Here is a 25,524-nt window from a genome sequence, read left to right as displayed (position 1 = left end):
TCAAATTGATCAGACGATATTCACCGAGACAGGCCCCGCCTGCGGCCCCTCGACGCCGGAGCCGTTTAGCGGAATCGCGTAATAATCCCACACGCCCTGGGGCGCGCTGGCTGGCGTCTCGGCAAACATGATGATGTCGTCGTATGAACCGGCGAAGGCGGTGTCAGCGATGACGACGAAGGCATTGTTCCCAGTTGCCGCAGTCAGCTTTTCGAGGAAGCTGCCGTCGGAGGTTCTCAGTACACCATTGACGGTCGTCCCACCGGTAAAGCGGACCCGTGCCGAACCGCCTCCGTAGCCGGAAAGGCTCGACGCCACGCGATATGTTGTCCCTGTGGCCAAGGTCTGTGCCTGTGTGAGGCTAGAGGTTGCGCCTGCCGCCTTGTTGGCCTTGCCGCCGCTGATCGTCCATCCGGTGCCTTTCGACCAATCGGTGTCTGCCGAAAAGACCCCGTTGACGATCATGTTTGTTCGCGTCGCATCGCCGTCGACATAGGAGAAGGTCGTGCCTGGTGCAGCGCCGATTACGATTTTCGAATGCACGTTCTTATCAAGCGGCACGCCGGCCGGCGCACGATAGAGAGCAATGCGCTTCAGATTGAGGTCATTGGCCGTAGCGAACGAAAACGTCGCTCGGCCGAGCTGCGGCGAGGCGCCAGAGAGTGCGAATGCCGAGAGAGCGACCGGCGGGGCGGCATTGGCAACCGGCGTCAGCATCACATAATCGGTCCAGTTGGACTTGGAACCGTTCGACCAGGCGCGCAGCCGGAAGCGGTGCTCGACGCCATCAGCAAGGTATCCTGACCGCGCCTCGCTTTCTCCGCGCTTCGACATAGTCGAAAGCGCCGTTTGGTTCGGCCCTTCCGTCGGTTGCCATTCGAATTCGTAGAGCAGCGCATCGGAGACATGCGTCCAGGTCGCGACCGCATAGGTTGCTTCCTCACCACCCGAAACCACTTGCCGCTTGATCTCGACCGAGTAACCAGTTGGAACAGGCACCCCGGAGGAAACCACCACCTCGGGCACCGTTGGCGGCCCCCCTTCTTCCGTAGCAGCATCGAAATCATAGAGGTCAGCCGGCACGACAATGCCGGCAAACTCCACAGTCAGATTGCGAAATGAGAAAGTGGGCGTCGACGTGATCTCGACGATCGCCTCGTTAAGCTGCGGAGGAGCATGCACGCGGACGAAACGCCGATAGCCAATGTTCTTTGCAGCCTGGTACGTCGCAAGGATTGAAACGCGCGGCGCATTGGCGCGGATCATGGTGATCTTCTGCAGCCGCTGTGCATGGTTGTGCCGCTCAATCACCTGATTGTCGAGTGTACGCGTGCGCTCCGTATCCTCACCGATATAGGGATCGCCCCAGATTGCCGCATCAACCGTATTGTAGCGGCTCGCAGGGTCGACGAAGCGGCCGCGTACCGCGAGCACTGTCGCCGCCTCGCTGCGGTTCGCTTTGAAGGTCAGACGATGGATATCATCTTCCGTCAACCTGATATCCGGCTCGACAAACTCCCCCGCATGCACGCCAATCAGGCCGTCCGGCCGCTCGTAGACGACGAGTTCCGCGGCCTGATCAAGGAACCGTCCGACCTCGACCTGATTGTTGTTGGCGCGAAACCAAATACCGCCGTGATAACGCGGCTCACTTTCGCCGTCTCGGTTCGTCACGGACTGGTCGCAAACATCAGCTGCATGCGCCCATTCCGGCATGTAGAGGTCAGCAAGGTTCTGTTTTCCGCCCCAGGGGTTCGTCAGCTGATGGGCGCGCAAGAGCGCGAGGTTCTGCACGAAGCTGAATGTATCCTTGCTCTCCGGATCGTGCGCCGGGTTGCGCGGATCGAAGACGAGCGCCCCGTCAATGACGCTCGAATGCTGCGGCATTTGGTTTGGGTAGACCGACAAGTAGTCATCCGCGCTCGCCGAAGCGCATGCCAGCAGGACAGACGCCAGCCCATCGCCGCGATGGTCCGCGGTGAAGACCCCCGGGAAAGCCACAACCAGGTCGGAGTAGACCGTCTCCGCGTCGAGCCCGAGGCGCGCATTGATCCGAACATACGGATCTGACTCATGGAAGTAGTTCGCCGGCGAGACGACGACGCTGTCGGAGAGCATCACAGCATCGTCATGCAGATAGTGCTGTACGTAGCCATGGATGCGATGCCCGGCGGTAATCAGCAAGTGATACGCTGTGCCGTTTTTCTCCTCGATCGCCGCATAGTCCGCTCCTTTCTTCCGGCGCCCGAGAACGATCGCCATACTAGGTACGGATTGCTTAAGGTTATAGCTACCGTCCTCGGGTTTCGGAACCTTCGGCTTCTCCACGAAGAGGCCCTGCAGCAGCGCGGCACCATAAGCAAGGGCGCCGTATCCAGCTGCCAATGTGCCGAGATACAAGAGGTTGGCACCGGCCACCGTCGTCGCCAGAGAGGACACGACCAGAGCCGCGAAACTGATCACTTGAGGCATAGGCTTCTATGTTTCCGAGAGGTGAGATATCGTCCGCTCGCGTAAAAGGAGAGGATGATGCGGAAATCTCTGATTGTAATTCTCGCGGTAGCCCCGCTGGCTGCCTGCACTTCGACATCCGGGGTGGGAAGGGCAATGTCCTACCCCGCCAGCTACACGACCGTCGCGATGTCGGATGATACCTACAGGGTGTTCGAACACCGTACGGACAAGACCTTGATGACAGCACCAAGCATCGGCAAATCAACAGCGATTGGCGTCGCAAAGGGCGCAACTCTCGGGCTGGCATCAACCGCCTCAATGTCGCCTGAACAACGTCACAGAGCCGCCGCACAGCAGTATCTTGCACAGTCTGGCAGGGCGAATTGCAGAATAACCGGCGGCCATCTGGTGCTGGAGCCACAGTACGAGTTCACGTACGAGTGCGCCGGCGTGGACGGCGGCGGTTAAGTCACACCTCGATTGACCAGATTGCCAAGGATTGGGCCGTCATCGGCCCAATCCCCTGCTTGAGCAGAACCTGCCAGCGCTCGCCGTCGTGGATAGCGCCGAATTGGCGATGAACATTGATCGCGCTCCCAATGACACCTATGGCTCCGCAAACCGGTCGTTGAAGCCTCCGGCCTCGGATCAGCGAGGCGCAGGAGCCTACGAGCACCGTCATGCTGCCGGACTTATCGACAATCGACCGAAATCCTTCCTCGCAGTCATAACTGCCGCGCAGATGCGCCGCCGGATCAGTATGCCCCAGCCAGATCGCCCAAGCGGCGAGGAACATGCAGCAGTCCACTTGTCCCGGTCGCCATGGCTTCTCTCCATATGCGCGCAGGAATTCCGCCAGCGTCCGCTCCATCGACATCACCAGTTCGGCCACCTGATAGTTTTGTCGATCATCAGCGGAATGCGCTCGCAAAAGCGGTCGGGAGGCGCAGAAGGGTTTAGAACTGCCGACCGTGCCTTCTGGTCGATATCGGAGTACACACCTCCATTCGCCAGCGTCCTCAGCGTAAAGCGGTTGACGATATCCACGCGGACCGAGGTCGTGACCTGACTGCTGTCGGCGACCTTCTCGAAGGTGATGTCGTCGATCAACCCGGTAAAGCGTACGTCAGGAGCACCGAGCGCCTGCCCCCATCGGTCGCAATCTTGCGTCAGGATTTGCACCTTGGCCCCAATGATCTCGCCATTCTGGTAATCTCCCCAGGCGAGATCGGCGCTGAGCCGATCGAGCCCGGAAATCCCGAGCGTCAGCGTAAAGGCCTCGCCGTTGATCGCCATCTCGATAGCATCGAGCCCACCCTCGACAAGGTTAGCCTGCCGCCAAAGAATCCCCTCCTCGTCAAGGAACGGGCCGGAACCATCCCAAAAGCGCACGGTCGCGCTCGGAAACGTCATCACGCACAGAATGCGAACGAAATCGATCATGCCAGCAGCCCCGCCGCAAGATCAGACCAATAGTCGACGGCCTCGACGAAGTTCACGCTGTGCTCACTGATCTTGCTCGGGTTCATCGAAACATCCATACCGCGATCGTCCTGAAGGTGGACAAGGCAGGTTGGCCGATTGAATTCCAGATCAGCAGTTGCCGGTATGGTCGCCCGGATGGCCGGGAATACCGGCACAGTCCAGACCGAACCGGAGGTGTCGATTGCCGGCCCGGTCTCATAAAGAGCGTGATTGTAACTGAAGCGCACCCCTGCGAGATCGGGCTCCGCGGACAAAGGGCTCAGTTTCACCGTCGACGCACCGATCTCCGCCGTCACCGCACATCGCACGGCGATCGAGCCTTGTGAATAGAGCGTGCCGTCCGAAAACGGCGTGCCGTCCGAATGTGTCGTCATCAGATCTTGCTCGATCGATCCCGATGCATAGGGCGCCGTGTCCCAGCTCCATGCGGGAATTGCGATGAGGCCTGAGCGACCGCCGAGCCCGGTGCGAAGCGCGTTCCATGCCCGCCGTTGCGCCACGGTATGCAGCAACACGCCGTTAAGCGCGATGCTCCAAAACCCGCGATCCGTCCGAATGGTCCGCTCAAGACCATTGATCGTGCGGCCACCAGTGCGAGAGAACGGTACCGGATTGGCGGCGATTTCCCTTGCTGGCAGGAGATCAGCAGGCCAGTGAAGGATGTCAGCCACGATAGTCTCCGCCCACCTTGTTGGTCTGATAGCTCGCCATCACTGGAACGACATTTCGGGCCGACGTCGCTACGGCCTCCGCCTTCGATCGCTCGACGTAGGCCTTGACACGCCCCTCACCGTCGACAGTCACGTTGACGTCAGATCGGATGACATAGGGCTGGCCTCCTGAGCCCCGCTCCTGCCCGGGCTTGGTGATCGAGACCGTTTCATTCGGGCTCGCACGGAATGCGACCAGCTGGCTATCGATGCCGCCGGCGCCGCCCACCTCAAACGAACCGCCATTAGCAAAGCCGATCAATGAGCCCAAGCCACCAAAGAGCGAGCCGAGAAGGCCGCCGCTGTTGCCGGCGACACCGCCGCCGAGCAGCGCCTGAAACGCCTGGTTCATCCATGTTTCGGAAAGAGACCCGAGCAGATCGGCGAGCGCTTCCTTGACGCTCTTCGAGCCGTCGATCACACCCTGGAATGCGCTTGCGAAACTCTGGCCGAGAGATTCTCCTGCGTTCTCGATTTCGCCGAACGATCCCTTGACGTCGGATGCGACCCCACCGGCGACGCCGACGACCTGGCCACGCATGCTCTCCATGCCGTTGCCGAGGCCCTGCATGATGAACTGGCCAATCTCGGCCATGACGCGCGACGGCGAATTGATGTCGAAGAAGCCGGTGAAGGTGTCCTTGATCCCCGAAGCGATGTCGGCGACACCACCCTTCAGCTCTTCCCACTTGTTCTGAATACCCTGCCAGAGCCCGTTGATGATGTCGGCGCCGATCTGCATCATCTGACTGGGCAGAGCCCTGAAGGTCGCGAGGATCTGCTCGCCGAGGCCTGCAAGCGATGCAATGATCGCCGTCCGCAACTCCTCAAACTTAGCGATGACGGCGACCAGCGCCTCTGTGTGAAGCTGGATGAAGATATCGACTAGCTTTTTCACCCACTCCCACGCCGCCTGAATTTCCGGCCAGAACGCGATGACGGCGGTGGTCAACAATCCAAGCCCGGCCACGACGCCAGCTATCGGAAGGCCGACCGCCGCGATGGCCGACGCGATCGCCCCAAGGGTGATCAGCAGCGGACCGAGAACGGCAGCCAGACCGGCGAGGATGGTGCCCCATTGCAAGAGCGCCGGGCTGGTGCTGGCAAGCGAATCGATCCATCCGGCCAGCATCGAAACGAAGCTGGTGACCATCGCCAGGAGCCCACTATCGGCAATGGCGATCTGCAAGGTCTCGAAGGCGCCGCCGAGCTTCTCCAGTTCGCCGTTGAAGCCTTTCATTCTCGCCGCCGCCTGCTCATCCGCAGAACCAGCCCGCGAAACGGATGCCGTCATCTTGTCGATCCCGGCGGCGCCCTGATCGGCCAGGGCGATGGCCGTCCGCATGGCGTCAACCCCGAAAATATCCGAAAGGGCCTCGTTTCTCGCCTCATCGCTCAGGCCGGCGAGACTCGTCTTCAGCACCTCGGCAATCTGAGACATCGACTTCATCGAGCCGTCAGCGTTGAAGAACTTGATGCCCAGTTCATCCATCGCGGCGGCCGCTTGTTTGCTCTGCGGAACAAGGCGCGTCAGGAATGTCTTGAAAGATGTTCCTGCGTCGGAGCCGCTATTAAAAACCGAGGATGTCGCCGCAATGGCCGAATTGAATTCCTCGATACTGACGCCGAGAGAACCGGCTACACCGCCGGCCTGCGCAAGCGCGTCCTTGTAGTCTTGAAACCCGAACTGCGAAGCCAGGGTCACGCCAGTGATACCGTCCACGACGCGGCCGAGGTCTTTTACCTCTACCTTGAACTGCGCCATGACATTCGTGGCCACGTCCGCAGCCGTAGACAGGTCGCCGCCAGTAGCCTCGGACAGCTTGATGGACGCTGCCGCCGCGCCACCGATGATGTCCTCTGCGCTGAGGCCATTCTTCGCCAGCATCTCCATAGCATCGGCGGCTTCAGAGGCTGATTTCGAGGTATCCGAGCCGAGCTCGAGCGCCATCTTGCGCATGGCCTCCAGCTGACCCGTGCTGGCATCGGACGCGGCGCCGACACGGTTCATCGCCGCCTCGAAGTCACCGGCCGTCTTCACAGTCATGGCCCCGAAGCCGACGATCGGCGCCGTCAGTGACAGCGACATTGTCTTGCCGAGCGACTGCATGGAGTTGCCGACGCCCTTAAGGGTCTTCATGGCGTCGCCAAGCCCCTTGTCGAATGCGGCGGTATCGATGCCGAGGACGACCCGGAGCGAACCGATAACGGCAGAAGCCATGTCATCTCCTTGTCAGTGCTGCCGTCCACGCCTCAGCGATGGCGATCTGCTCTTCCATCGTCTGACGCCGGCGCGGTCCTTTCGGCGCGTCGTGCGTCAGTTCTTTCAGGCGGGGGAGTTTCTTGTGGCGGGCGAGAGCCTCGATGTGCCAGGCGAGCCAGGCGCGATCGTTATGCTCCCCTTTCATCCGGTCGACGGCGCCGTCGAGAACGACGCCGATTTCACGAGGCGTGAGCCGCCAGAAATGCGAAGGATCCTGTCCGGCCGCGACCCATGACCGCAACAGCCTGAGTGGGTCTAGGCCTTCGCTTTCCGAGGGTTTCCGGGCTTCGCCTTTTCAGGCTGAGGGAATGCCAATCGGAACGCTTCGCCGACCTTGGTGATCGTCGGCTGCAAGCCCGCTTCCGAAATCAGCATGCCGACTTCCGCAAGGGTGAGCCCGGCATGATGATCCTGAAGGCCGGCCCATACGAGCGAGCGCACGGTGCTGAGGCGCAAGGCCTCCGGGTTCTGGATGGTTTTGACGATCACTGCGACCGGCTGGTCGAGTTCGGTCTCAAGCTCGCAGAGCGCGTTGATCGAGAATGACAGGGTAAAGGAACGGTCCCCCACCTGAAGGGGGACCGAGCCGCGAAGCGGGTTTGCCATATCAGCTCCTTAAGCCGCGATGACGTTCGGCGTCGCCGCGCTGGTCGCGGTCGCCGAGCCTGCCGTGTTCGTCGCGGTGACAGCCACAGTGATCGCCGCGCCGACGTCGCCGCCAACTGGCGTATAGGTCGGGTTGACGGCGCCGGCGATGTTCACGCCGCCCTTCTTCCACTGGTAGGCGAAGGAAGGCGCAGCGCTCCAGACACCCGGGAAGGCCGTGAGAACCTGCCCGACCTGCGCTACGCCGCTGATCGCGGGAAGCACGGAATTGACGGGTGCTGCGGCCGGCGTCGATACGTAGGAACCGGTGACCTTGAAGGTGACGGTCGCCGTCATCTTGTCGTCGGTCGGAACCGCCGGTTCATAACCGGTGACCAGGCCGGAGAAGATCCATGCGACCGAGTTCGGGAAAGTGATGCGGCATTTGACGCGCGCACCGGAGGTGCGGATTTCACGGATCTTCGCGTCCGAGGCCGAGCCCGGCACGAAGTTCATTTCGAAGGATGCCTCGCCGGGATCGGAAAGACCGGAGATGAATTCGCGGGTCCGGTTCGGCGACTGCATGTGCGTCGCATCGACGACATCGACCGTGTCGCTCGGCGGCGTGATGTCGAATACTTCGGCAAGCTCGATCCATGTCGCGCCATCGTCCTGGCTGACATGGAAGAATGAGCCATAGCCGATCGAGGCCAAGGTTTCAGGCATCTTACTCTCCTAGTTGGTGTGATGAATGATCAGGTCGACGGACGTTCGGAAAAGCTGCGTCACCTCTCCCGCGTCCGCCGCCGGGAGATCACGTTCCGAATCGATGAAAATGCCCTGGAAGATACCGCCCCGATATCCGGACACGACCGCGATCAAGGCGCGCGCGGCCTTCTTCGAGGCGGTGTAGGTTTCGGCGTAGACGTCTGCCTGCACGCGGCTCGTCACGTATCCGGAGGCGCCGCGCATATGATAGTCGCGCGCGCCGTCGATCCGCTGCAAGACGATGTATGGCCGCCCCTCGATCGACTGCGGCTTGACCGTCCAGTTTACCCTGGTACCAACATGCGCCGTCAGCCCGGCCGCTCCCAGCAGCAGGCTCATCAAAGCTTCTTCCATCGGCTATTTGCCTTTCGCGGCTTTCTTCGCCAGGCGCGCGGCAGTCTTCTCGATCTCGACCCAAGTCAGGTTCGCGATCGTGTCGAGCGCCTTGCTCTTGTTCTCATCCCACGCCGGACGCATGAAAGGTTGAGCGGGACCGTGGACGCTGCCGAACTCATCAAGGTGCGCGGCAGGATCCGGACCAGGTCCGACGAACATCTCGACGGGCGATTGCTTCTTGTGGAGCCCGGCCTGACGGCGTGACAGTTTCGTTCCGACGTCGATGCTCTCGGAGAGATGCATCTCGAACTTCGGCGCTTTCGCCCGGGCGGCCCTCGCGATCGGCTCACCCGCTTCCTTAAGGGTCCGCCGCAGCACCGCCTTCGCATTAGCCTGCGGCAGCTGCTTCAGAGCGTTCTCAAGGTCCTTGAGCCCCTCGACCTTGACCGTGATCCCCTTGGCCATCAGTCGTCCTCAAACAAAGCGCCATGCTCCGCCACGAAACCTCCGACGGCTGCAAGGAACACTTCGCACCGAGCGCTGCCCAGACAGACCTCGATCAGCACCGCAGGCACGACGGCTGCATAGACCAGAGGCTTCACCCACCAACGAAACCGAATGCGGACTTTCAGCACAGCCGTGGCCATCAGTTGTTCTCCCGAACGGCAGAGATCTCGATGAAGCGATTGCGCCCCTCCGAGGTCTCTTTCGTCGCCTTGATGTTCCAGATGCGCCCGTCGTAATTGATCCGGTCGATCGGGCTGACCGTCCTGGCCTTCGGCGAATACCTGATCACAAAATGCGACAGCAGAAACGACCCTACCTGCTCAGCGCCAAGCACTTCCGTTCTGAGCCGATCAGAACTATCCTTTCGCCGCGCCCAGACCGTGATGAAAGGACTCCAGGTTTCCACCGGAGAGTTGAATTCGTCAGCGGTCACTGCCATCCGCTCGATCGTGATGCGACGGTCCAATTCTCCGATACGCATCTCAAAGCCCCACCCTTCGATAAGGCGCCAGCAAGCGATCGACAGCGACACTGGCCGGCAAGCTGGATACCGTCGCACCCACCACGACTTCCTCCCGGTTCTCGTACCAGGCTCCGACGGAAAGCAGGATCGCCTGCTGGATGGGAACCGGTACGCTGCTACTGCCAGCAGAATAGGTGACCGAAACTGCGGCGCTTTCATCAAGGTCGCCCGGCATCGACCAGGCATTACGGAAGCGGACGGCACTCCGGCCGCCGCCATCCGTATTGAGCGTGTAATCGCTCGGGGCAACCGTTGATACCTGCCCGGCACTGTCGCGCCAGGTCACAGAGCCGACCGCGCTGACCGGCCCGAGGCCGAGCGGCAGGCAACGGGCGAACCCGTCGAAATCCTGCCGCCAGACCTGAGTTTTCAGGCACCGCCCCAGAATGCCGGTCCAGCCGTCGAGAAGCTCGGTCGCGGCAAGGATGTAGGCGCCGAGCAGCTGCTGGATCTCCGTCAATCCTGCCGGGTCATAATCGTCGGCACTGATACGGCACTGCCGCATCGCTTCCTCGATCGACACGGCAAGATCCGCCGGTGGCGTAACAAGAACGGGACGGTGCATGAATCTTACTCGGTTGCGCCAGAGGTGGCCGCGACGATGACGGCGATGATTTCCGCCTTCGTCTTTGCGGCGCCGAGGTCGATGCTCAAGGACGTTGCGTGCGCCTTCAGCTCCTCGACCTTCATCTTGTCGAGAGCAACGCCGCCGGCGCCGTCACTCTCTTCGGTTGCGGCCCAGCCCTCAGCGACAGCAACCGCGGCGAGGTCACCCTCGACGATGTCGCCTGCCGCAAAATCCCGAGGATGAATGAGGCCATCCGGAACGCCGCGAAACGGCGTTTTCACTTTTGCAAGCATGGTTCAAGTCTCCGGTTATCCGGCGGTGTTCCGCCAGCGGCTTCAGATCTGATTGGCCTGCGGGTTGTCCGCGCCGTGTCCCTTGATCAGGAACAGACCGAGCGGCGTTCCTGCACCGTGCGTGCCGCTGAAATCGGCCAGGAGCTTGAGCCAGCGCTTTCCGCCCTTGTAGCCGACACGGTAGGCAGCGGCGGCAGCATGAGCGGCGGTTAGCGCCTTGATGATGCCGCCGGTTCCGACGGAGGAGACGCCGAGCACGTCGTCGATGTCGACGGCGGTATAGTCACCCGGATCAGGGGCGGAACCATCGGCCTTGTCATCGGCGTGCGTGAGCCTGAACTCGATCTTGTTGGTCGCATCAAAAGTGATGCCGCCAATGCCGACGCCAAGCAGGATCTCGGCTGCGTTGTAACCCTTGAGGTCGAGTGCAGCCGGAGTGTTGTCGGCGGCGAGCGCTGCCATGACGATCGTCGTGACAGTAATATCGGAATGCAGGTCTTTCATCGGACCAATCCTTTTCGATGAGAAAATGGAGGTGAAGGCGAGGCAGCAACCTTGGCCACCTCGCAGGCGCAACCGTCGATGCGCCTTAGCTCGTCGCGATCTTCATCAGCTTCAGGGCTTCGAAGTTCGTTACACCGCCCCCGACGCGCTTGGTGGTGTAGAACAGGACGTTCGGCTTCGAGGTGAAGGGGTCGCGCAGTACACGAATGCCGGTGCGATCTGCGATGGTATAGGCGCGCCGGAAGTCACCGAATGCGATCGGGAACGCATTGGCTCCGACGGCCGGCATGTTGTCGTCGGTATAGACCGGCTTCTGCAGAATCGTCGCTACTTCACCAACTGCGGAGGGCGCATTCCAGATGAAATTACCATCCGCATCCTTGAACTTGCGGACGGTGCCCATGACCTTGTCGGACATCAAGAAGGAAGCGCCCTGCCGGTATCCAGCCTTGAGGGCATAGTAGAGGTCGATGAGCGCATCGGCCGGGCTGACGGTAGCGCTGGCACCAGCGAAGCCAGAGGCATCACCGGATGCAACATAGCCGATCTTGCCCCAAGCCCAATTGGCATCGGCCACGTTGTCATAGGTGAGGAACCCACGCGGCTTCTTTTTGCCATTTCCGGACGCAAAGGCCTTACCTTCCTGCTCGGAAAACTCGATCGAGACTTCGTCCCCCAGCCAGGATGCGATGTCGATACGAGCATCGTCCAAGGTCGTCTGGGTCGCGCCCGGCTGTGCATAGATCTCACCGCAGGCCAGCACGATTTCGCGAAGCGTCGGCGTGCCAGTAGCGGGGCGCTCGTCTTCTTCGCCGACCCAGCCCGAGGTCGTACCACCGATGTTGACGAGCTTTTTGTACTCGCTGCCCGAGATACGGATGACGCGAGCCAGGCTGCGGATGGCCGAGACGACACCGAGAACGCGGTCGATCGTGTTCTCGGTTTCCTCCGGCACGAGGTAGCCGCCGTCCGGATCGGACTGGGTCGTCAGCTTCGCCTTGACTTCGAGGTCGCGCAGGCCATTGTCGACACCCTTGCGGAAGAACTTGTTGAACGCCTGCGAATGCTCCTCGACGTCGGGATCGTGCTTCGTGCCGCCGGTGTTTCCGAGTGCCGCAGCCGCAATCAGCTGGTTGGCCTCATTCAGCGCCTTGTTGAGCGCGGTGATTTCGTTGTTGATGCGGTCGACCTTTTCCGTGGTGACGACATCCGCAAACTTGGCGTTAATGCCCTTGATTTCCTCCTCACGCGCGGCCTTGAACTGCTCGAAGGTCGTCTTCAGTTCATTGAGGATCTGCGTGGCATTGTTGCCATCGGCCCGGACGCCGGTGATGCCGCGTGCGCGCAGATTGAAGCCAGGCACCATGGTCATAGCGAGTGAAGTCCCGACGAGGTCGGAGCTGGAGGCCATGGCGTGAAGATCGAGGGGGCCGAAGGCGGAAGCAGCGACAACGGCGCAGACGATCGCGGCGACAGCGAATGTCGCGAGAAGATGTCCAATTTTCATGGGAGTTTCCCTTAGGTTCGAATGGATTCGATGAGCTGCTTTGCGGCAGCGATGAGGCCAGCGTCCTGCGTGACCGTTGTAGTTTCGCCGGCAGCGTCGTGCGTGCCGGCAGCCTGCTGAAGCATCCGGCGCCGCTCGGAACGCGGGACGCCGGTTCGTGCCAGGCAGGCATCGAGACGCCGCCTGGCGTTGATTTCGGAATGCGAGCTGTTCGATGGCTCCGCCTTGAGACCGTCGTCGACGCGATCGGCGAAACCGTTCTTGACCGCTTCGCTCGGACCCATGAACGTCTCAGCATCCATCAGCTTTTCGATGGCCTTGCGCTCCATGCCTGTCCGGGCCTCGTAAATATCAGCGATGGCGCTGTCGAAGCCGTCGAAGATCGTCGCGCTCTCGCGCATGTCGTGGCGGTTGCCGACAACGACGCCCCAGGCATTGTGAACCATGACAAAGGTTCCAAGCCCCATCACGATCTCATCGGCGGCCATCGCGATGATCGATGCAGCAGAAGCCGCCCAACCCATGATCTGTACGGTGACCTTCGCCGGGTGATCGCGCAGCATGTTGTAGATCGCGATGCCTTCAAACATGTCGCCACCCGGCGAGTTGATCTGCACCGTCACGTCGTTGTTGCCGATCACCCGCAGCGCAGCCGCGCACCGCTTCGCCGTGAAACCGCCGCCAGTCCACCAATCCTCGCCGATGACGTCAAAGATCGAGATTGTGTTGGCGTTGTCGTCTGCTGCGGCAAGCGGGTTTTCCGCCCAACGCGCCAGGACGTCGGAAGGCGCGTCCCACTGGAAGTTCTGCGGACGCTCGAATGTCCGCGCCTTAGGCAGCGTTCGAAGGCTCATTGCCGGGCTCCTCTTGAGGGCTATCAACCGTGATCAGTGGGTTTTCGTAGACATCGCCGCCTTCGATCGGGTCGAGATCTTCGTAGCGCCTGACGTCGTTGGCGGAGAGGACCTTCATCTGCCGGCCCTTGCTGTAAGATTCCCACCGGGTCTTCATGTCGGCCCGCACGTAGGCGGAGCGGTTGAACTTGGCGTAGAGGTCGCCGCCCTCTGGAGTGAGATCGGTGGTAACACCTTCCTCCCACATCACGAGGTAGTCTTCCTGCGTGAAGTCCAGGAAGCCTTGTCTCTGCGCCTCCAGGCCGGTACCCCAGCTGGTCGACTTTTCCGTATCGCCGGCCATGTGTGGCGGCAGGCCGAAAAACATAAAGATGTCGGTTCGCGTGAACTTGCGGCTCTCAATCCACTGCGCGTCCTGCGCTGTGAGCGCCATGCGCGAGACCTCCATCCCCTCCTCGAGGATCAGGTCTTTGCCCTCGTTCTCACCGCCGGAGCGATAAGCTTCAAGACTGGACCGGAGATTGTTCTGCCCTTCGACTCCGAGCTTCCCGGGATGCTTCAGGACCTGGCCGACGATGGCGCCGTTTTTGAAGGTCTTGGCTCCATATCGTTCCATCGCAAGCGCGCTGCCTAGCGTCTCGCGAGCATAGGTGATCGGCGTCACGCCCGTCACACCATCAAGCGTCAGGCAGAAGAGGTGAAAGACCTGGTCCTGCCTGAGCGTCACGCGACCGCCGTCCGGACGCGTGTAGATATACTCCATCGAGTGGTCGTCGCGCTGTCGCGCTTCAACCCGATCCGGGTGCAGAGGAATGAGCGCCTGGACTTCCTTGCTGACCGCCGTGCGGACGATCATGGCATAGGCATTCCCGCGCAACAGGACATGCGCCTGCATCATCCGCTTGAACTGATGCGGCTTCTGCCATTTGTTCGGGCGGCGTCGAAGGACCTTCCACAGCTCCGTATCGGACGCATCCAACCGCTTGTCACCCACGCGCCGCTTGATATCGAGCGGCATGGTGGCGAGCGCACCACTGATGATGCGAACGCAGGCATAAACCGCAGCGATCTTCATCGCCGAGTTTGGAGTCACGCGCTCACCGCTGAGAGAATTCGCGCTACCTGTGAGCATGTCCTGAAGCTCGGCGAGCGTTGTGACCGTCACGCCGCCATCGGGCGCGGCTGCCATCGGTGTGGCGGCTTCCGAAGTTCGGAACCAACGATCCCAGAATGCCATGGTGTCTCCTAAAGGACGAGCGCGCCGCGCTTCTCGTAGACTGACGATGTATCCTCGACGTCCATCGCCAGGCCGACCCCCATGACGGTGGCGACGATGCCGTCGATCTTGTCCAACGACTTTTTCTTGCTCGGCACGTAGTTGAGGTTCTCGTCGAACCGCACCGTGCAGTGGCCGGCCATCCAGGCAAGAACCGGATGGCCGCCATGTTCGACCTTGCCAGCGAACACCAGCCGCTCGAATTCCTTGGTAGGGCCACCCAAGGTCTGATGACCTTGGCGCATGTCGACCTGCAACTCGGCGTCCAGGCCGTCGAGCTGCAGGTCACTCTTCAGCTTCTGAGCGTTCCAAGGGTCAAGGCCTAGCGCCAGGACATCGAAATGCTGGAAAGCCTCATGGATCGCCCGTTTTACAAAGTTCTGATCGACGGAATCACCGGGCGTGGTCCGGAGCGCGCCGTCGGCGAGCCATTGCTTCCAGTTTACCCGCTTGTCCTGTTGCGCCCGCTCGTCGAGCGTCGCCTCGGGCACCCAGAACAGCGGGATGATCACCCACTTTTCGTGCTCGTCATCGGGCGGAATGACGACAACAAGCGCGGTCAAGTCCTGCGTCGACGAGACGTCACAGGCAACGTATGCCTTCCGTCCCTTGTGCTGATCCCAAAGATCGCGCCACAAGCGCTTTGTCGGGTCGCCGCAGCAAGACGCCCATTTGGTGCGCGGGATCCAGCCAGAGAGTTGATCGACCCACCGGTTGAGGTGGTAGCACTGGAAGATTGCCTCCAGTGCCGGCCGGCCTTTGGCTTTTTTGTATTCCGTCCGCAAATAGTCGAGCGTCGGCGTCAAACCGAGGCTCGGGTTTGCTTTCCGCCAGGTCGCCTCGTCGTTCCAGTCGTCATCCTCGTCGATGCCGAAGAACACGACCAGCGTTGTCGGATCGTCGATGTCGCCACGCATGATGGCCATCGACTCTTCGAACCACTCAAAGCCCGTCAGGTTCTGCTTTCGCCCTGCCGTCGAGGCATAGAGCTCGATCGGCTGGAGCCGGGCGCCGGTGCCCTGCCGCAGGTTGTCGGCGAGATCGCGCGATTTCCATTCGTGGATCTCGTCACCGACGATGACCGTCGGCGAGCGGCCATGCTTTCCGTCCGGCGTGCCCGTGAGCAACTGGCAAAGCGACGTCGTTTCGCGCAGGAAGATGCTCTTGTCGTGCAACGAAATGCGCTCGTTGCCGTGAACATCCTCCATCAGGCCATCAGCCTCGCGGATGATGTCCTGCATTTTCCCGAACGGGACGCGGCCCTGATCTTCGTTGCGCCCGAAGACGTAAGCCTCGGCGCCGTTGACCTTCTCCAGGACGAAGAAGAGCACGGCGAGCGCAGCCAGGAATTCCGACTTGCCGTTCTTGCGCGGGATCCAGAGATCCAGCCGCTTGAACACGCGGACATGCTCGACAGCCGGCAGATGCGTCGCCGGATCGATGACCTCGATCGGCTTTTTCCAGCCGACCAGCAATCGAACCCCGATCGCCTGCCACTTCACCAGGCGAAACGGCACGCCCTTGAAGCGGTCATTCGTCAGCCGGAAGATTTCAGGCCAGCGCTCGACGACCTTATCGGCCTTGGCATGATCGAACCACGCACCGGGCACCGCGGCGGCCCGGTCCCAACCCGAGATCGCCCATTTGTAGGCGGGATCGTCGGCGACCTCGGCCAGCCAGTCGGGATAGGGCATGGTCAGCGGATAAGGCGCGGCCATGTCGGCTCCTTACTGGGTGCGCATTCCAGGCGGCAGGCTGTCGCTCCCGTTCATCAGGTCCATCGGGTCGGAGATTGGACCGGTCGCCGCCGGTCGCGCCGGCTGGGATGGATGGGAGCCGCCGAGCGGCAGCTTGCCTTGACCGGCGTTGAAGGATTCGACGCGCACCAGGTCCTGGTCGCGCACCGGCGTGAAGCCGAATTCCGCATCGAGCAGGCGCAGCGCCGTTTCGGCCTTCGCCATGAAGTCGATGTTCGGGTGCGTGCGGATGACCCACTCGCCGTCACCCTTCTTGACCTTGATCGAGGCGCCGCCCTTCGGCAGATCCTTGCGCAGCTGCTCGCCGGCGGCGATGAAGAACTGCGACCACATGCAGTAACGGGCCAGCGCTCGACGGTAACCTGGTCGACGGCGACCTGCCGTCCGCAGAACCTCTGATTGTTCCTTCCAGATCTTGATCGCCATCGCCCAATAGGCCGGCGCCTTCAGGAACTCATCCGGAATCGGAAACGGATCTGCGGCTGTTGCCGGTTGCGCGGCAGCCGCCTCGGCCGCCGCCTCGATTTCCTTTTCGACCTTGCCACGACGGCGACCGGGATAGCCCTTCGCAGCCTGCAACAACGGGTCATCCTTGCGCCGTCCCATGGTCGATCAGTCATCCGCTCGTCGGCCAACCGCCCCGCCCGGTCCCGAAAAAAAAGTTATCGCCAAAAATATCGCGCCGCTTTTTTGCGTGTTAGGCCGCCGGTCAGGAAGGGAGGGGGCGGAGACTTTTGCCCTCCCCCCTCCCCATGCTGGCTATGGGCCGACCTCGTCGCATCGCAAGCCGTGCGCGATCCGGATTGCAACCTCGCTATTGAGCCAAAGGTCATCGAGACCGATGCGACCATGCGCATAGAGCTGCTCGAGTCTCTGCTTCACGCTGTCGTGGTGCCACTTGCATGCCGACTGCCACATCGAGGTATCCCAGAACTTATCGGGATCACCATGGTGCGGGTCGACGTGGTCGACCAGTGTTGCTGGCTCTACGTGGCCCATGGCCTCACAGCCGATGCACAGCGGGCTTCGAGCAAGGTGCGTCTTGCTGGCTTTGGACCATCGGTGATTATAGCCGCGCTCGCTTGCGCTCCCTCGCCACCGATCGGCCTGCCGCTTCTGCTCTTGCCTGGTCGGCGCACCGGCTGGTCGAAACTGCTTAGCGCGCTTCATATCCTTTAAACGAAAAAGGCGACCTCTCGGCCGCCTGTCGTCTGATCATAGCTTTCGCACTGGCCCTGAATCGAAGCGTCTCGCTTGGGAGACCGTCAGGGCTGGGGCTGACCGGTGTACCAACCTCGGGCTTTCCGCCCCGCACTCTCGTGCGTTCTCAGAGGCTCACTACGGGATCATCAGCTTGTCCAATGACGAAATGACTCTCACAACATTTGGAGCAATGCAAGAGGGACTGTGACCGGAACCTCACCACCCATGATGCTGACCGAGACGACCACGTCGCCGCGTCTGTTCCTGTTCGGCGTGACGACTTGAGCCGTCAGCTTAGCGAATGGTCCATCTGTGATCAGAACACGATTTCCGGCCTCAACAACGATCTCCGCAGGGCGCTCGAAATCATATTCACCACCGCGCGCAAGCGTATTGAATCTGTTGACTTCTGCATCACTCAAGCGCCTCGGTTGCTCACAGCCTCCGAGCACGTCGATCGCATGCTCAACGCCCTGCAATCCGGCAAGGTACTCGGGCCTCGGCAACAGCTGCACGAGCACGTAGCCATGAATGACGGGCACCATCTGACCCTTGATGATACGACCGCGACGACGGTAATCAGGTCCCTTTCGCATGGGTACAAGCGACCGGATGCCCATGTCTTCGAGTGTCTTTTCCACAGCCTTCTCACGGCCAGTCCATACCCTCAGAGCGAACCACGGCGCCTTTCCGCCGTTGATTCGGCAATTCAACGTCACCAGTGCGCCCTCGTCGAGCATGCCATCGGTGATTCTCCGCATGCGTTCACGAAAGCCATCCTTGCCATCGTTGGCGATCGGGCTGCCCACCAGTTCCCTATGCTGCATCATCATGGCTCCGATCCTCTGCTATAGCTGCGCGAGCGGCGATTTCGAATTGCGCCAGGCCTGCCGGCCCGCCTTTGGGGAAGTAGACGACACGCATCGAGCCGGCATCCGGCACGAAGGGCCAGTTCATGCGAGCGTGATGATCGCGCCACAGCTCGAACACTTCCGAGCCCACTGGCACCGCCTCGCAGAGATCGGCGAGCGCCTGATAGCGACCTTCTTCCGATCCGCGCTCGAAGTTGCTTGCCATCTGATGAAGGCGATTGACCGCGGGATAACCGCTTTCGAACTCGCGCCGGCCCCGTTCTGCCACCTCAAAGCCTTCGGGGAAGATCAGCTCTCCGCCCTGATCGAGAGCGATGCGCTTGCCAGCGAGATAGGCCATGGCACGCGCTTCGCTGCCGCGCCTCAGCGCCTCGAAGCTCTGCTTGATGCGATCGCGCACGTCGAGCGGCACGTCCACATGCTCAGGTCCTGCCAGCAGCGCCAGAGCCCGTATCCCAGCCCAGACCGGGCCGAAGGCAGGAACAGAGATCTTCGCGCTCGCCGCAGCAGCCTTCGCAGCCACTGGTGCAACATCGATGAACTTCTTGTCCCGCAGGTAGACCCCTAGAGCGACGTTCTTGACCTTCTGCGCCTTGCACTCGGCAAGGTAAGCGTCCCGACGATCCTCGGCCATGCGACGCTCTTCCGCCGTCAGCTTTTCGAACTGCTGGAGAGCCCATGCAGTCGACGAGGCGATCGCACCCGGCCACGGATTGTTCGCCGTTCCCATCTCAAGGGCCTTCACCCGCTTGCCGAACTTCGACGGATCATCTCCATCCTTCAAATCAGCTTCGCGCGCACCCTCTCTCTCTGATGGTTCTATTGGTGGTTCTATTACGGTTTGGGTGTCACCGTGACACCCGTAGGCGTCGTCAGTGTCACCCGTAGCTGTCGTCTGTGTCACGGGTGACACTGTGTCATGGGTGACACCATGACACCCGTCGGCGACCGATTTTGATGATGGAAGGCGCGCCAGAACTGCCATGTTGAAGTCGTAGCGAGTGCCCTCGCCCGGACGGCTGCCGCCCTTCTTCACGACGATCAAAAGGCCCTCGTCGACGAACTCGGCAAGGGTCCGCTGCACCGTGCGCTCGGAAAGCTCGGTCTCGCGGGCGAGCCGGCCCACTGTCGGCCAGATGCCCTTGCCGTCGTCGTCGGCGAAGTCCGCCAGGCGAACGGCAAGCATCTTGCGTCCAGTCGAGCCGAGATGCGCCTTGAATAGCTGTGACATGATGGCGATGCTCACTCCGCCGCCTCCAATTCCAATACGATTTGCTGATAGGCACGACGGTCGCCGATCAGCGCCGCCGCACGAGGATTGATCCAGAGAACTTCAGTGCGGGCATGGCCGCCGTCGGTGTAGGAAGGGGCTTCGACACGCAGCCAGCCGGCCAGGGCGTTGTCATAGAGCGCCGAGGCATAGCCGGAGAGCACGACGAGCGCCTTAGACGCCAGAAGCGCCTCCAGCAGCTCCGCGTGCTGCGCGTCGTTCATTTCGTGTGCATAGAGCCGGCCGCTGCGCGCTTCCGCGACATAGGGCGGATCGACATAGAGCAGCGCATCGCTCCGGCTGAAACGGCGCACGAGCTGGAGCGCGTCGGCGTTCTCGATGATGACGTGGCGGAAGCGCTCTGCAACCGCGATCACCTGCTCCGGCACCTCGACGAGCGAGCGGAGACGCCCCGCGAACCCATCTGGATTGACGCGAGCATCAAAGCCCGATCGAGCCAGCGCACCCTTTGAATTCATGCCCATGAACGACCGGGCAATGAAACGTCGCGTTGCCTCGACATCGCATTCGGCGGGCTCATAGAGCGCCTGATACTCGTCGCGGGCGAACGGCGTCAGCTCCAGGGCAAACGCAAGCTGCTCCGGCTGCTCGCGGATGACGCGGAACATGCGCACCAGGTCCCGATCGAGATCGTTGTAGATTTCCGACGTGGCGCGGGGCTTCCTAAGCATGACGCCGGCGCCCCCCCCAAACGGCTCGACATAGACGCGGTGCGGCGGGAAATGGCCGATCACCCAAGGGGCAATCCGCCACTTGCTGCCGTGCCAGCGCAGGATTGGGCGATCAGGTGCAGTCATAGGCCACCACCTTCGGAGACCAGCTCGGCGGCCCTGAGGAATTGTCTGAATCGTCCCTCAACTTGCGCGATCGCCCCGCCCCGGTTCGGCGCCGAACCGTGAGCGGGATGACCGCTCTCGGTCACCCACACGCGCCACCGCCAAACCTTGGCCCGTCGCATCGGCGGATAGACCGCTCCGACATCCACGCGACCGCACATCAACACGACCCTGTAACCTTCGTCAGACCAGTTCACTCGGCGGCCTCCTGCATCGCGTGTCCGCCCCATTGCGAAGCCATCGCCGCAGCAATGCCCGGATAGGTGACGGATCTCACTTTCCAGCGATCAGCACGCGGCGGGGCGCGGTGTACCCTTGACCACCGCTTGTGCTCTTCCGTGCCAGACGACGGTGGCGTCAGGCGGTGTGTCGCCGCGAGCTTTGGAAGCCCGCGTAGGTAAAAGGATGTCGCCTTGAAGGCAGGATCGCCGAACCACCACGGCTGCACCGTCTGCGCCGGCTGCTGATAGTTGCGGATTCGCTCTTTCGCGTAGCGATGCATGACCGGATTTTCGACAGCGACGCGCTCGATCGGCGCATTCCAGCAATCCGAAAAGAGCGCCGCGCCGGTATCGAGTTCGGCCCACATATCTTCAAGCGTGCGCCCCGGAGGAGGAACCTTGAGCCAGCGGACACCAGAATTGCAGAGGCGTGTGCATGGCGGATGCATTACCGCCAGCAAATCCCAGCCATCGCCGAGCAGGTCGCGAACATCGCCGACAATGTGCCTATTGCTGCCATCGTCGGCCGGCAACAGGTCGCACGACCAGACATCGTGCCCGAGGGCATCGAATGCACGTCGAACCACGCCAGAGGTCTCGCAGCCGACCAGGACTCTCATCCCCGCCTCCAGACGCCGCCGAAATCGACGACAACCGAGCGCGTGGATTCTTCATCACCCACATAAACGGGCGGCTGCGACCGGCCCGAAAACACCGAAAGGTAGATGCGGCCAGTTCGGTTGATCTCAGCGAGCTCGTCGACCGATAGCTCCCAACAGGAGACCGAGCACATGCCGTTGGTGAAGGTATGCATGTCGGAGACGTTCTCCGAACCTTCCGGCGCTCGCAAAAGCATGTTCGCGCCTTCGAACTGAATAGGAGCACCCATCAATCTTTCCCCTCTAGCGCGCCGCCGCGCGCAATGACCTGAATTCCGATGCGGGCAAACTCCCGCGTGTTGCGAACGGTGAAGGCGGCCAGCCCATCGCGGCCACGAACGGCGGAAAGCGCCGCGATTTCGGCTTCGAGGTAGGCAGTCCCCTCGTGAAAACCGGCCGCAGTAAGCAGCCGGCGAATTGTCAGGTGGTCGCGGACGATGACCGCGAGTGGCACCGCGAGCAGCCATTGCGCTCGCGCCTGGTGGTCGGCCGCGTCGGCAAGCTCTTCGATGATCGGGAGAAGCGCCGTCATTCCGCCGCCCCCAACAACAAAGCACCCGCCGTCGCTTGGAGCGCCAGCGAACCGGCCTCCGAAAGTGCCCAGAACTCCCCGTCCCGTGGCTCGATCAATCCTTCTGCTGCCAACCCTGCAATCAGGGCTTCCGCAACCGACGAACGAACCGCAATACCCTGCCGCAGCGTCACTAGATCGAACACGTCGCGCTCCAGCATCCAGACGAGCGCACGCGCGCGCTCCTCGTCGATGCGCTCGTCGAGTGTCTTGCGCGGCGTTTCGCGGGCGAATTCATCAGGCTGCGGCTTGAAGGTCATCGGCGCGACGTTTCCGCCCGCACCCGGCAGCAGCGGCGCGGCGTTCTCATACGCCTTCCAGTCCACGCGGATGATGCGCGGGAAGCCGTCGCCATAGCTGCCGTCGACGTTGCGCTCCCAGACGAACCACGCCGTGTTCATCTGGCTGCTCGCCTCAGGCCCATCCCAGCCGTCCCGGTGCATCATCGGCAGGCGGCGGGTGAAGAGGTAGACGCGAGACGGCGGGTTTTCGTCCATGACGAAGATCCGGTTCGGATCCTCAAACCCGGCAGCGAAATTCCAGTTGAGCAGCAGCGCCATCTTGCGCGGCTTGTGCTCGCGCAGCGCATGAGCCGGGAAAGAGTTCGCCAATTCCGCATAGGGCGGATTGGTGACGATATCGACGCCGACTGAAGCACCGGCGAGGGAAAGCAGGAAATCGCCGACCTGTTGCAATTCGCCGTGACGCGTAGAGACGCCGCGATCGACGAGGTCAGAGATCATCACCTCGTAACCGGCATCCTCCAGCGGACGCATGATCGCGCCCTTGCCAACCGCCGGCTCTTTCACCGTCGCCGAGAAGCTTTCGAGCGCCAGCAGAGTGCGCATGGCCTCGATCGGCGTCTGGTAAAGCTGGTCGCCCTTCTCTTCCGACGATGCCGAGCGGGTGCCGATCGCGTGCGAAATGCTGCGCCGGCTCGGATCTAACCCCGCCTCTAGCCGCGCTTCGATGACGCGCTCGACGAAATCGGGCTGCTCTCGCACGACGTTGCGGAGCTTCCGCGCCTGGTGCAGTTGCACCCGGTCGATGCCGACTTCTTCCATCGTAAAAATGTTTTCGTCGGAAACATTTTTCGGTCGTCCCTTCCGGGCGATGCGGCCGCTCGACTGCGCCTCATCGATCGTGTCAGCCATGGCGACGTAGCACATGCTTTCGATTTTCAGCGCTTCCGCCTGCATGCGGCGCGCCTTGTCGATCAGCTCGCGTGAGGCCTTCACCTTCTCGGCATAGTTCACCGCCGCCTTCGCCTGCTCGTAGGCGCCGGTCGAGAGCAGCAACGCCGCCCGCACGTCGCCCGCACTCAGCAGCGCACGCGCCGTCTCGATCGAGGCGACCAGTTCAGACGCCGGCTCGCCAACGGCCACAGGCAGCGCCTGCGGGTCGGCGATGACAGCGGGAGCCGAGGCCGCAAACTTGAGTGCCCGCTCGGTCGGATACCAAAGCATCCCATCCTTGTCGTCGCGCCTCAGGAGCTGCCGGCCATTGAGGTTCTGACAAGAGATGATCTCGGAAGTGATCTCGCAGCGGAAGCGACCGGCCTGCAAAGCTTCCTGCATGATCTTGCTGGCGCGCGAGCCTAGTTTGGGAAGGCCTTCGAGCATCAGGCGCGCCCTCCAGCAAACTGCGCCCGGTTCTCCAGGCTATACCCCTGTCCCCAGATCGTCCGGATGTTCACGCCATAGGCGGAGAGCTTCTTGCGCATCTTGCAAACGAAGACATCGACGATCTTGATTTCGGGCTCTTCGTCCGGCCGGCCGCTGTAGAGCGCCAGCATGATGGACTCCTTCGTCGCGACATCCCTGCTGACCAGGTGCGCGAACACGCACGCCTCGCGACCGGTGAGACGATACTCGACCGGAATGGAAACAGAGGACGGCGCCAGAGCCTCTTCGAGCTGGCGAATGCGCTCGCGCAGCATCTCGATCTCGCCCTGTTGCGCCAGGATCAAATCATCCATGACGCACCTTCCGCCGGTTCATATAGATGACCGAGGCGAGCGCGCGCCACATAGGCACCTTGCGTTCGGCGGCAAAGCGCTTCGCTTCCTTCTCCAGGTCGGGCAGGCGCACCGAAATCAGCGCCGAGATCCGCTCCGCTTCGATCTCCCCGGCGTACTCCTTTGCGTTCAGCAGATGCTCGACGGCCTTTATCAGCCCTGCCGAAACGGGTGCCGCCCCCCCCTTGACGCAAACTTCAAGAACCTTGCGGGCACCAGCGGCATGGCGGCGGCTGACGAGGGAGGCGATCGTGCTGATCGCCAACGTCTCCCCGACCTTGAAGCGGGCAAACGGCGGCGGATTTTTCAGGATGACGATGCCGGCACGCTCGCAAACTTGCTTGATCGTAAGCGCGTCCTCGTCACCCGCTGCGACCATGGCGGTATGCAATTGCGTCGGGGTCACCGAGATCCGGTCGCGGTTGTGGCGCACGAAAGCGCTGGCGCGCAGCTCCTGCTTTTCGGCATGGACGACGAGAACCGGAAATTCTTCGATGCCGCCATGGGTGACCGCGCCGATCGCGGTGTGCTGGCCGTCGATCACCTGAAGCCGACCATCCACTTCGACGACAACGGGTGGCTTGAATGCCGTCCAGTCCCATTCGCTGACGATCTTGCGGATCAGGCGCACCGAGCGTTCGGAAAGTCCGCGCTGATAGGCTTCATCCACCCACAGCTCGCCGGGCCGCACCATGCGAACCGCCGGCGGCGCGGTGCGCACGTCGGCGGGAGAGACATCAGGAAATTCCAGTGCTTCGATTGCTCTCACAGCATTCGTCCTTCCGATTGTTCGATGATCTGGCAGACTTCGCGCTCCTCGATCCGCAACTCGGCGGCGATAGCGAATGTGTCGTGTTGGCCGCCGTGCCAGAGCTGCAGCACGCGCTCGATCAGGATCTGGCGAGGCAGCGCCGGCATCATTCCGCTCCGGTCACGACGCGAAGGTTTGCGCTCGCGCCGCCGCGTGCCTTAACCACCGCAGCCATGGCGCGCAGATCCGACATCGCCCTTTCCAGGTTGGCTGCGACGCGGTCGACGGCGGTTGCCTCGGTGGGCGAGAAGTGCCCGTCGGCAATCGCGACGGCGACGGAGTTCGCCAGCTCGCCGGAAAGCCGCATCACCTCTGCATGCGCAGAGAGCACGTTGACGTCGTTCTGCCGCTCGGCTTCCGGGTCGGTCAGCCTGCGTCCGGCCGCTTCCGCCATGACAGCGGTAATCAGCGGCTGGCAGCAATCCGCCTCCAGCGCGCGAACGGCGCCGATCGGCATCAGGTCGGGGTCGTTCGGGTTATTCCACCGGCCCACCTGGCTCTTGGAAAAGCCCGTGATGGCAACGGCGCGCTCAATGCCGGCGCAACGCTCGATGAGATCGCGCTGCGCTGCTTTCACCCGGTAGAGAAATGCGTCTGACATGGTCGTCTCCAGACAAAGAAAAAGCGTTTCCCGCGCCGGGAAATCCGGCCGG

Annotated in this window: 32 protein-coding genes; 1 reads left to right on the top strand and 31 read right to left on the bottom strand. The window is 61.9% G+C overall.

The genetic code is table 11. From position 1 onward, the window contains the following. Nucleotides 1-9: 9 nt before the first annotated feature. The gene (locus IB277_RS06670; RefSeq protein WP_192370847.1) at nt 10-2,472 is read right to left on the bottom strand and encodes a hypothetical protein; all 2,463 of its coding nucleotides are present in this window, start codon (nt 2,470-2,472) and stop codon (nt 10-12) included. A gap of 57 nt (nt 2,473-2,529) precedes the next feature. Between IB277_RS06670 and IB277_RS06665 the strand changes: the two genes are divergently transcribed. Then, nucleotides 2,530-2,922, top strand: a complete 393-nt coding sequence (locus tag IB277_RS06665; protein WP_210339579.1) for a hypothetical protein — start codon at nt 2,530-2,532, stop codon at nt 2,920-2,922. Nucleotide 2,923: 1 nt separating this feature from the next. Here IB277_RS06665 and IB277_RS06660 read toward each other — a convergent pair whose 3' ends face one another. The 30 genes from IB277_RS06660 to IB277_RS06515 all read right to left on the bottom strand — a co-directional run bounded on the left by IB277_RS06660 (nt 2,924) and on the right by IB277_RS06515 (nt 25,472). Next, nucleotides 2,924-3,346: a hypothetical protein gene (locus IB277_RS06660; RefSeq protein ID WP_371813567.1), complete on the bottom strand. Its 423-nt coding sequence runs from the start codon at nt 3,344-3,346 to the stop codon at nt 2,924-2,926. After that, a complete protein-coding gene (locus IB277_RS06655) occupies nt 3,331-3,897 on the bottom strand; it encodes a hypothetical protein (RefSeq protein ID WP_192370845.1) in 567 nt (188 codons plus the stop codon). The genes IB277_RS06660 and IB277_RS06655 overlap by 16 nt, the downstream gene beginning before the upstream one ends. After that, complete coding sequence (locus IB277_RS06650) at nt 3,894-4,610, bottom strand: hypothetical protein (protein ID WP_192370844.1); 717 nt, start codon at nt 4,608-4,610, stop codon at nt 3,894-3,896. The genes IB277_RS06655 and IB277_RS06650 overlap by 4 nt, the downstream gene beginning before the upstream one ends. After that, nucleotides 4,603-6,870: a phage tail tape measure protein gene (locus IB277_RS06645; RefSeq protein WP_192370843.1), complete on the bottom strand. Its 2,268-nt coding sequence runs from the start codon at nt 6,868-6,870 to the stop codon at nt 4,603-4,605. Before IB277_RS06645 ends, IB277_RS06650 begins: the two co-directional genes overlap by 8 nt. A 1-nt stretch (nt 6,871) precedes the next feature. Next, complete coding sequence (locus tag IB277_RS06640; protein ID WP_192370842.1) at nt 6,872-7,153, bottom strand: hypothetical protein; 282 nt, start codon at nt 7,151-7,153, stop codon at nt 6,872-6,874. A gap of 14 nt (nt 7,154-7,167) precedes the next feature. Beyond that, complete coding sequence (locus IB277_RS06635; RefSeq protein WP_192370841.1) at nt 7,168-7,518, bottom strand: GTA-gp10 family protein; 351 nt, start codon at nt 7,516-7,518, stop codon at nt 7,168-7,170. 9 nt (nt 7,519-7,527) lie between these two features. Continuing rightward, complete coding sequence (locus IB277_RS06630; protein WP_192370840.1) at nt 7,528-8,223, bottom strand: phage tail tube protein; 696 nt, start codon at nt 8,221-8,223, stop codon at nt 7,528-7,530. A 9-nt stretch (nt 8,224-8,232) separates the two neighbouring features. Then, entirely contained in the window at nt 8,233-8,604 is a 372-nt protein-coding gene (locus tag IB277_RS06625) for a hypothetical protein (RefSeq protein ID WP_246812712.1), read from the bottom strand. A gap of 18 nt (nt 8,605-8,622) precedes the next feature. After that, nucleotides 8,623-9,066, bottom strand: coding sequence for an HK97-gp10 family putative phage morphogenesis protein (locus IB277_RS06620; protein ID WP_192370838.1), 444 nt, complete (start codon nt 9,064-9,066; stop codon nt 8,623-8,625). Then, nucleotides 9,066-9,248 (bottom strand): hypothetical protein, encoded by a 183-nt coding sequence (locus IB277_RS06615; RefSeq protein ID WP_192370837.1) that lies wholly within the window; start codon nt 9,246-9,248, stop codon nt 9,066-9,068. Before IB277_RS06615 ends, IB277_RS06620 begins: the two co-directional genes overlap by 1 nt. Next, nucleotides 9,248-9,640, bottom strand: coding sequence for a phage head closure protein (locus IB277_RS06610; RefSeq protein WP_371813566.1), 393 nt, complete (start codon nt 9,638-9,640; stop codon nt 9,248-9,250). Before IB277_RS06610 ends, IB277_RS06615 begins: the two co-directional genes overlap by 1 nt. Next, complete coding sequence (locus tag IB277_RS06605; RefSeq protein ID WP_192370836.1) at nt 9,591-10,154, bottom strand: head-tail connector protein; 564 nt, start codon at nt 10,152-10,154, stop codon at nt 9,591-9,593. Before IB277_RS06605 ends, IB277_RS06610 begins: the two co-directional genes overlap by 50 nt. A gap of 47 nt (nt 10,155-10,201) precedes the next feature. Beyond that, the gene (locus IB277_RS06600) at nt 10,202-10,492 is read right to left on the bottom strand and encodes a hypothetical protein (protein ID WP_192370835.1); all 291 of its coding nucleotides are present in this window, start codon (nt 10,490-10,492) and stop codon (nt 10,202-10,204) included. A 42-nt stretch (nt 10,493-10,534) separates the two neighbouring features. Next, nucleotides 10,535-10,996, bottom strand: a complete 462-nt coding sequence (locus IB277_RS06595) for a hypothetical protein (protein WP_192370834.1) — start codon at nt 10,994-10,996, stop codon at nt 10,535-10,537. Between the two features lie 85 nt (nt 10,997-11,081). After that, a complete protein-coding gene (locus tag IB277_RS06590) occupies nt 11,082-12,503 on the bottom strand; it encodes a phage major capsid protein (RefSeq protein WP_246812700.1) in 1,422 nt (473 codons plus the stop codon). An 11-nt stretch (nt 12,504-12,514) separates the two neighbouring features. Beyond that, entirely contained in the window at nt 12,515-13,357 is an 843-nt protein-coding gene (locus IB277_RS06585; RefSeq protein ID WP_192370833.1) for a head maturation protease, ClpP-related, read from the bottom strand. Next, nucleotides 13,335-14,594, bottom strand: coding sequence for a phage portal protein (locus IB277_RS06580; protein WP_192370832.1), 1,260 nt, complete (start codon nt 14,592-14,594; stop codon nt 13,335-13,337). Before IB277_RS06580 ends, IB277_RS06585 begins: the two co-directional genes overlap by 23 nt. Before the next feature lie 8 nt (nt 14,595-14,602). Further along, on the bottom strand, nt 14,603-16,351 hold the full coding sequence (locus tag IB277_RS06575; protein ID WP_192370831.1) for a terminase large subunit: 1,749 nt from the start codon (nt 16,349-16,351) through the stop codon (nt 14,603-14,605). Nucleotides 16,352-16,360: 9 nt separating this feature from the next. Next, a complete protein-coding gene (locus IB277_RS06570; RefSeq protein ID WP_192370830.1) occupies nt 16,361-16,996 on the bottom strand; it encodes a P27 family phage terminase small subunit in 636 nt (211 codons plus the stop codon). Between the two features lie 770 nt (nt 16,997-17,766). Continuing rightward, complete coding sequence (locus tag IB277_RS06565; protein ID WP_192370829.1) at nt 17,767-18,426, bottom strand: transcription termination/antitermination protein NusG; 660 nt, start codon at nt 18,424-18,426, stop codon at nt 17,767-17,769. Next, nucleotides 18,410-19,711, bottom strand: coding sequence for a helix-turn-helix domain-containing protein (locus IB277_RS06560; RefSeq protein ID WP_371813565.1), 1,302 nt, complete (start codon nt 19,709-19,711; stop codon nt 18,410-18,412). The genes IB277_RS06565 and IB277_RS06560 overlap by 17 nt, the downstream gene beginning before the upstream one ends. Further along, nucleotides 19,708-20,553: a DNA adenine methylase gene (locus IB277_RS06555; protein ID WP_192370828.1), complete on the bottom strand. Its 846-nt coding sequence runs from the start codon at nt 20,551-20,553 to the stop codon at nt 19,708-19,710. The genes IB277_RS06560 and IB277_RS06555 overlap by 4 nt, the downstream gene beginning before the upstream one ends. A gap of 232 nt (nt 20,554-20,785) precedes the next feature. Continuing rightward, nucleotides 20,786-21,433 carry a hypothetical protein gene (locus IB277_RS06550; protein WP_192370827.1) on the bottom strand — a complete coding sequence of 216 codons (648 nt, stop codon included), beginning with the start codon at nt 21,431-21,433 and terminating at the stop codon, nt 20,786-20,788. Next, the gene (locus tag IB277_RS06545; protein WP_192370826.1) at nt 21,430-21,702 is read right to left on the bottom strand and encodes a hypothetical protein; all 273 of its coding nucleotides are present in this window, start codon (nt 21,700-21,702) and stop codon (nt 21,430-21,432) included. Before IB277_RS06545 ends, IB277_RS06550 begins: the two co-directional genes overlap by 4 nt. Then, nucleotides 21,702-22,004: a hypothetical protein gene (locus tag IB277_RS06540; protein ID WP_192370825.1), complete on the bottom strand. Its 303-nt coding sequence runs from the start codon at nt 22,002-22,004 to the stop codon at nt 21,702-21,704. The genes IB277_RS06545 and IB277_RS06540 overlap by 1 nt, the downstream gene beginning before the upstream one ends. Next, on the bottom strand, nt 22,001-23,665 hold the full coding sequence (locus IB277_RS06535) for a hypothetical protein (protein ID WP_192370824.1): 1,665 nt from the start codon (nt 23,663-23,665) through the stop codon (nt 22,001-22,003). Before IB277_RS06535 ends, IB277_RS06540 begins: the two co-directional genes overlap by 4 nt. Continuing rightward, on the bottom strand, nt 23,665-24,021 hold the full coding sequence (locus IB277_RS06530; protein WP_192370823.1) for a helix-turn-helix domain-containing protein: 357 nt from the start codon (nt 24,019-24,021) through the stop codon (nt 23,665-23,667). Before IB277_RS06530 ends, IB277_RS06535 begins: the two co-directional genes overlap by 1 nt. Beyond that, nucleotides 24,014-24,829, bottom strand: coding sequence for a DUF6551 family protein (locus tag IB277_RS06525; protein WP_371813564.1), 816 nt, complete (start codon nt 24,827-24,829; stop codon nt 24,014-24,016). Before IB277_RS06525 ends, IB277_RS06530 begins: the two co-directional genes overlap by 8 nt. Continuing rightward, nucleotides 24,826-24,978 carry a hypothetical protein gene (locus IB277_RS06520; protein WP_210339578.1) on the bottom strand — a complete coding sequence of 51 codons (153 nt, stop codon included), beginning with the start codon at nt 24,976-24,978 and terminating at the stop codon, nt 24,826-24,828. The genes IB277_RS06525 and IB277_RS06520 overlap by 4 nt, the downstream gene beginning before the upstream one ends. Further along, nucleotides 24,978-25,472, bottom strand: a complete 495-nt coding sequence (locus IB277_RS06515) for a phage regulatory CII family protein (RefSeq protein ID WP_192370822.1) — start codon at nt 25,470-25,472, stop codon at nt 24,978-24,980. The genes IB277_RS06520 and IB277_RS06515 overlap by 1 nt, the downstream gene beginning before the upstream one ends. Nucleotides 25,473-25,524: the final 52 nt, after the last annotated feature.

Source organism: Ensifer sp. ENS07, assembly GCF_014852185.1.
GTDB classification, from domain to species: domain Bacteria; phylum Pseudomonadota; class Alphaproteobacteria; order Rhizobiales; family Rhizobiaceae; genus Ensifer; species Ensifer adhaerens.
Note: the sequence above shows the minus strand (reverse complement) of the source record. Positions and strands in the feature narration are given on the sequence as shown.

Excerpts from the sequence above, each read along its gene's own strand:
- IB277_RS06670 (WP_192370847.1), bottom strand. The coding sequence starts at position 2,472 with ATGCCTCAAGTGATCAGTTTCGCGGCTCTGGTCGTGTCCTCTCTGGCG.
- IB277_RS06665 (WP_210339579.1), top strand. The coding sequence starts at position 2,530 with ATGCGGAAATCTCTGATTGTAATTCTCGCGGTAGCCCCGCTGGCTGCC.
- IB277_RS06655 (WP_192370845.1), bottom strand. The coding sequence starts at position 3,897 with ATGATCGATTTCGTTCGCATTCTGTGCGTGATGACGTTTCCGAGCGCG.
- IB277_RS06645 (WP_192370843.1), bottom strand. The coding sequence starts at position 6,870 with ATGGCTTCTGCCGTTATCGGTTCGCTCCGGGTCGTCCTCGGCATCGAT.
- IB277_RS06635 (WP_192370841.1), bottom strand. The coding sequence starts at position 7,518 with ATGGCAAACCCGCTTCGCGGCTCGGTCCCCCTTCAGGTGGGGGACCGT.
- IB277_RS06630 (WP_192370840.1), bottom strand. The coding sequence starts at position 8,223 with ATGCCTGAAACCTTGGCCTCGATCGGCTATGGCTCATTCTTCCATGTC.
- IB277_RS06625 (WP_246812712.1), bottom strand. The coding sequence starts at position 8,604 with ATGAGCCTGCTGCTGGGAGCGGCCGGGCTGACGGCGCATGTTGGTACC.
- IB277_RS06620 (WP_192370838.1), bottom strand. The coding sequence starts at position 9,066 with ATGGCCAAGGGGATCACGGTCAAGGTCGAGGGGCTCAAGGACCTTGAG.
- IB277_RS06615 (WP_192370837.1), bottom strand. The coding sequence starts at position 9,248 with ATGGCCACGGCTGTGCTGAAAGTCCGCATTCGGTTTCGTTGGTGGGTG.
- IB277_RS06600 (WP_192370835.1), bottom strand. The coding sequence starts at position 10,492 with ATGCTTGCAAAAGTGAAAACGCCGTTTCGCGGCGTTCCGGATGGCCTC.
- IB277_RS06595 (WP_192370834.1), bottom strand. The coding sequence starts at position 10,996 with ATGAAAGACCTGCATTCCGATATTACTGTCACGACGATCGTCATGGCA.
- IB277_RS06590 (WP_246812700.1), bottom strand. The coding sequence starts at position 12,503 with ATGAAAATTGGACATCTTCTCGCGACATTCGCTGTCGCCGCGATCGTC.
- IB277_RS06585 (WP_192370833.1), bottom strand. The coding sequence starts at position 13,357 with ATGAGCCTTCGAACGCTGCCTAAGGCGCGGACATTCGAGCGTCCGCAG.
- IB277_RS06580 (WP_192370832.1), bottom strand. The coding sequence starts at position 14,594 with ATGGCATTCTGGGATCGTTGGTTCCGAACTTCGGAAGCCGCCACACCG.
- IB277_RS06575 (WP_192370831.1), bottom strand. The coding sequence starts at position 16,351 with ATGGCCGCGCCTTATCCGCTGACCATGCCCTATCCCGACTGGCTGGCC.
- IB277_RS06570 (WP_192370830.1), bottom strand. The coding sequence starts at position 16,996 with ATGGGACGGCGCAAGGATGACCCGTTGTTGCAGGCTGCGAAGGGCTAT.
- IB277_RS06565 (WP_192370829.1), bottom strand. The coding sequence starts at position 18,426 with ATGATGATGCAGCATAGGGAACTGGTGGGCAGCCCGATCGCCAACGAT.
- IB277_RS06555 (WP_192370828.1), bottom strand. The coding sequence starts at position 20,553 with ATGACTGCACCTGATCGCCCAATCCTGCGCTGGCACGGCAGCAAGTGG.
- IB277_RS06550 (WP_192370827.1), bottom strand. The coding sequence starts at position 21,433 with ATGAGAGTCCTGGTCGGCTGCGAGACCTCTGGCGTGGTTCGACGTGCA.
- IB277_RS06545 (WP_192370826.1), bottom strand. The coding sequence starts at position 21,702 with ATGGGTGCTCCTATTCAGTTCGAAGGCGCGAACATGCTTTTGCGAGCG.
- IB277_RS06540 (WP_192370825.1), bottom strand. The coding sequence starts at position 22,004 with ATGACGGCGCTTCTCCCGATCATCGAAGAGCTTGCCGACGCGGCCGAC.
- IB277_RS06535 (WP_192370824.1), bottom strand. The coding sequence starts at position 23,665 with ATGCTCGAAGGCCTTCCCAAACTAGGCTCGCGCGCCAGCAAGATCATG.
- IB277_RS06530 (WP_192370823.1), bottom strand. The coding sequence starts at position 24,021 with ATGGATGATTTGATCCTGGCGCAACAGGGCGAGATCGAGATGCTGCGC.
- IB277_RS06520 (WP_210339578.1), bottom strand. The coding sequence starts at position 24,978 with ATGCCGGCGCTGCCTCGCCAGATCCTGATCGAGCGCGTGCTGCAGCTC.
- IB277_RS06515 (WP_192370822.1), bottom strand. The coding sequence starts at position 25,472 with ATGTCAGACGCATTTCTCTACCGGGTGAAAGCAGCGCAGCGCGATCTC.